This window comes from Arthrobacter sp. (assembly GCF_031988865.1).
Taxonomy (GTDB): domain Bacteria; phylum Actinomycetota; class Actinomycetes; order Actinomycetales; family Micrococcaceae; genus Arthrobacter_B.
Genome location: NZ_DALZXY010000088.1, coordinates 1 through 3744 on the forward strand (window position 1 = coordinate 1; position 3744 = coordinate 3744).

At 67.0% G+C, this 3744-nt stretch carries 5 protein-coding genes; 2 read left to right on the forward strand and 3 right to left on the reverse strand.

Annotated elements, in window-relative coordinates; genetic code table 11:
* The coding region (locus RTN46_RS13900; RefSeq protein ID WP_312182243.1) for an MFS transporter at positions 1-742 on the forward strand (742 nt) is incomplete at its 5' end.
* 112 nt (positions 743-854) lie between these two features.
* Positions 855-1316 (forward strand): TetR family transcriptional regulator, encoded by a 462-nt coding sequence (locus RTN46_RS13905; protein WP_312182245.1) that lies wholly within the window; start codon positions 855-857, stop codon positions 1314-1316.
* Between the two features lie 57 nt (positions 1317-1373).
* Here RTN46_RS13905 and RTN46_RS13910 read toward each other — a convergent pair whose 3' ends face one another.
* The 3 genes from RTN46_RS13910 to RTN46_RS13920 are packed head-to-tail and all read right to left on the reverse strand — an operon-like array spanning position 1374 to position 3738.
* Positions 1374-1949: a GNAT family N-acetyltransferase gene (locus RTN46_RS13910; RefSeq protein ID WP_312182247.1), complete on the reverse strand. Its 576-nt coding sequence runs from the start codon at positions 1947-1949 to the stop codon at positions 1374-1376.
* Between the two features lie 49 nt (positions 1950-1998).
* Positions 1999-2802, reverse strand: a complete 804-nt coding sequence (locus RTN46_RS13915; protein WP_312182249.1) for an ABC transporter permease — start codon at positions 2800-2802, stop codon at positions 1999-2001.
* A gap of 9 nt (positions 2803-2811) precedes the next feature.
* Positions 2812-3738: an ABC transporter permease gene (locus tag RTN46_RS13920; RefSeq protein WP_312182269.1), complete on the reverse strand. Its 927-nt coding sequence runs from the start codon at positions 3736-3738 to the stop codon at positions 2812-2814.
* Positions 3739-3744: the final 6 nt, after the last annotated feature.

Genomic DNA, 3744 nt, shown 5'->3' on the forward strand with positions numbered 1-3744 from the left:
CGGGCTGGTTTCCGCCGGCGACTACGGCTGGGTCAGCGCGCAGACCCTCATCCCGGTGGCCCTCGGGCTGGTCGGGTACGTGCTGTTCTGGGGGCGGATCCGGAGGGCTGCCGCGCCGCTGGTTGATCCGGAGATGCTCCGGCGGCGGCCGGTGCGCCGCGGACTCGGACTGATCTTCGTGGCCACGGCGCTGATGATCTCGGTGTTCTTCCTCGGCTCCTTTGTCCTGCAGAACCTGCACGGATTCACTGCGCTGGAGACCGGGCTGGCCTTCCTCCCCGTGGCGCTCGGGACGATCCTCGGCTCCAACCTGGCCGGACGGGTGCTTCCCCGATGGGGCGTCCGCGCCGTGTCCGTGGCGGGCCTGCTGATTGCGGCCGCCGGGCTGGTGGCCACTGCGGCGATTTTCTCCATGACGGTGCTCATCGTGGCGACCAGCGTGGCCGGGTTCGGTATCGGTGCCGTGTTCGTGGCCGCCGCGGGCAGTCTGTTCTCGGTGGTGCAGCCTCAGGAAGCCGGCGTTGCCTCCGGTGCGCTCAGCACTTTTCACGAGTTCGGTGCAGCCGCCGGAGTCTCTGCCGTCGCGAGTATTGCGGCGGGATTGCTGACGCCGGAATTCGCGGCCTTCGCCCCGGGGTACTGGTTCGCTGCGGCCCTGGCTGTGACAGCCTGCCTCGCTTCCCTTGCCTGGCCGGGGGAGAACAGCGCCGCAGGTGCGCCCGCCCCGGATCCGGCTGCCTGATCAGTGTTGAGACAAGCTGATAAAGGCACCGAAACGGGCTAGACTGGCCGGTCACCGTGGCGGATGGTCCGCCGCGCTGCCGGAGGGCAGCGGGGGAAGAAAAGAGAATCACATGTTCGCCCCAGGAGCGTCCATCGCTGAGATCGAGCAGGACGTCGAGGACATGATTGTGGAGCTGGTTCACCGGCTGGGGGACCTGGCGGATGCAGACCCGGATCCGGTGGGTGCGCAGGAGCGTGCATATATCCGCGCGTTCTCGGACGTCCGGGCCAACAGCTCGCTGGACCAGGCGGCGCTGCTGGCCACCGCCGTCGGCCGCCCCAACCTCGCGGAATCCCTGCTCTACCTCAACCGTCGGCTGGACCGGGCGAACCTCAGTCCGCGGGATCCGGCCGGAATTATCGGCGTGGTGATCCGGCTGGCCATGGACGGCCTGTGGGTCAGCGACATCCTGGATTCCAGCCGGTTCACCCCTGCGGAACGCAGCCGGATCACGAAGGTGCTGACCTCCCTGTCCCGGCTCAGTGACGAGCGAATGGAAGAACTGCTGCCGGAACAGGTTGCCGCCCGGTAACCGCTGAGGTTCGGCCGGCGGCGGGCACCACCACCGTCCGGCGGCGGGCACCACCGGTTAGGTCCGCAGGTCCAGCCGCATCAAGACGCGTGGAAAACCGTTCAGGACGGATTCCGTGTCCGCTGCCTTGGTGAAACCTGCGGATTCAAACAGGCCCAGCGTGCCGACGTAGGCCATGGTGAGGTCCACTTTCGCGCCTCGGTTATCCACCGGGTACGCCTCGATGGCGGGTGCCGCGTGCTCTCGTGCAAAGTCCACCGCACCGGCCACCAGCGCGTGGGAAATTCCTTGGCCGCGGTGCCCGGGACGGACCCGGATGCACCACAGGGACCATACCTCGGTGTCGTCGACCCGCGGGATCTTCCGGTTTTTGGCGAAGCTGGTGTCCGCCCGCGGGTGGATGGCCGCCCAGCCCACGGCCTCGTCGCCGTCGTAGGCCAGGACCCCGGGCGGCGGATCCTCGGCCAGCAGGCCACGCACGCACTCGCCGCGGGCTTCGCGCTGCAGGGCCACGTTCTCCTTCGAGGCCAGGCGGTAACTCAGGCACCAGCAGACATTCGCGTCGGGCCGCTTGGGCCCCAGGACGGCAGCGGTGTCCGCGAAATCGGTCGCGGGACGGACCTGGATGGGCATGGGCACAACCTACCGCCGGCAGCAGGCCGGCGGTAGGTTGTGCGGGCGCTTATTTCTTGTCATCTCCGTTGAGGCGCTGGGAGAGATAGACCGGGATCATCGAGGCGAGGATCAGCACGGCGGCGATCACGTTGACCACCGGTGCCTGGTTGGGCCGGGCCATGTTGTTGAAGATCCAGATCGGCAGGGTTTCGGTGCCCGGGGGAGCAGTGAACGTGGTGACCACCACTTCGTCGAAGCTGAGCGCGAAGGCGAGCAGCCCGCCCGCCACGAACGCCGAGCGGAAGCCCGGGAAGGTCACGCTGAAGAACGTTTTGACCACGTTGGCGCCCATGTCCATGGCCGCCTCCTCAAGCCCTCGGTTCATTCGGCCCATCCGCGCCTGGACATTGTTAAACACCATCACGATGCAGAACGTCGCGTGGCCCACGATCACGGAGAAGAGGCCGAGTCCGATGCCCAGCGGTTCCAGGACGGTCTTGAAGGTGTTGTTCAGGGCGACGCCGGTGACAATGCCGGGCAGCGCAATGGGCAGCACCACCAGCAGGTTGATTGTGTTCTTGCCGAAGAAGTCGTACCGGGACAAGGCGAATGCCACCATGGTGCCCAGCAGCAGGGCGATCACGGTGGCGACGGAGGCAACCCTGAGCGAGGTCCAGAGTGCCTCGCGCACGCCCTCGTTGTGCCAGGCAGCGACCCACCAGCGGGTGGTGAACTCTTTGATCGGGAAGGACCCGGAGGTGGTGGCGTTGAATGAGTTGGCGATCACCAGCAGCAGCGGCAGGTAGATCGCGGCCATCACCAGTCCGGCGAAAACGCGCAGGGTGATTTTGGCGGAAGCGGAAAGCCTCATGGCAGTCTCCTACAGTTGCTTCAGGGCGCCGGATTTGCGGGCCAGGAACAGGTAAAGCACGACGACGATGATCGGCACGGTGCCGAAGGCCGCGGCGAGCGGTGGGTTGAGGTTGATGTTCGAGGCGATCACGGTGCCGATGACCTGGGTCTTGCCGCCGACGAACTGGGCGGCGATGTAGTCGCCCAGGCTGAGCGAGAAGGTGAAGATGGACCCGGCCACGAAGGCCGGCTTCAGCAGCGGGACGGCCACGGTCCAGACCGTGGACCAGGCCTTGGCGCCGAGGTCCGCGGAGGCGTCGAAGAGGCTGTCCGGGATCTGCCGGAACGCGTTGTAGACCGGCACGGCCATATACGGGAACCACAGGTAGGCCAGGGTGACGATCAGCGCGGTGGTGCCGTAGCCGGGTCCGGACATTCCCAGCGGGGCCAGCAGCCAGTCCAGCGGCCCGCCGGAGGAAAAGGTGATGCGCCAGGAGAAGACCTTGACGAGGTAGCCGGCCCAGAGCGGCAGCGTGATGCCGATGGCGAAAATGGCGCGCAGCCGCGGCGAGGCAACTTTTGCCATGTACAGGCCCAGCGGCAGTGCCAGGGCGGCGCACAGCACGGTCACCGCCAGGGCGATTCCGATGGTCCGCAGCGCGGTCTGCTGGTACGCCGGGACCGTGATGATTTCAGTGAAGTTCTCCAGCGTGAAGGCCGGAATCACCTTGGAGGTGAAGCTGTCCGTGGTCCAGAACGCCGTGATGAACAGCAGGACCAGGGAGCCGATGTACAGCACGCCCAGCCAGCCGAGCGGCAGCAGCAGCAAACCGGTAAGGCGGGCCTTGGGCCGGGCATAGAGCATGCGGGAGAGACGGTCGCCCGGGCTGTTCCGGGGCTGCAACGCGGATGCGGCGGGTGCGGGCGGGGACGGGGTTCGTTCGGTTACTGCCATGGCGCT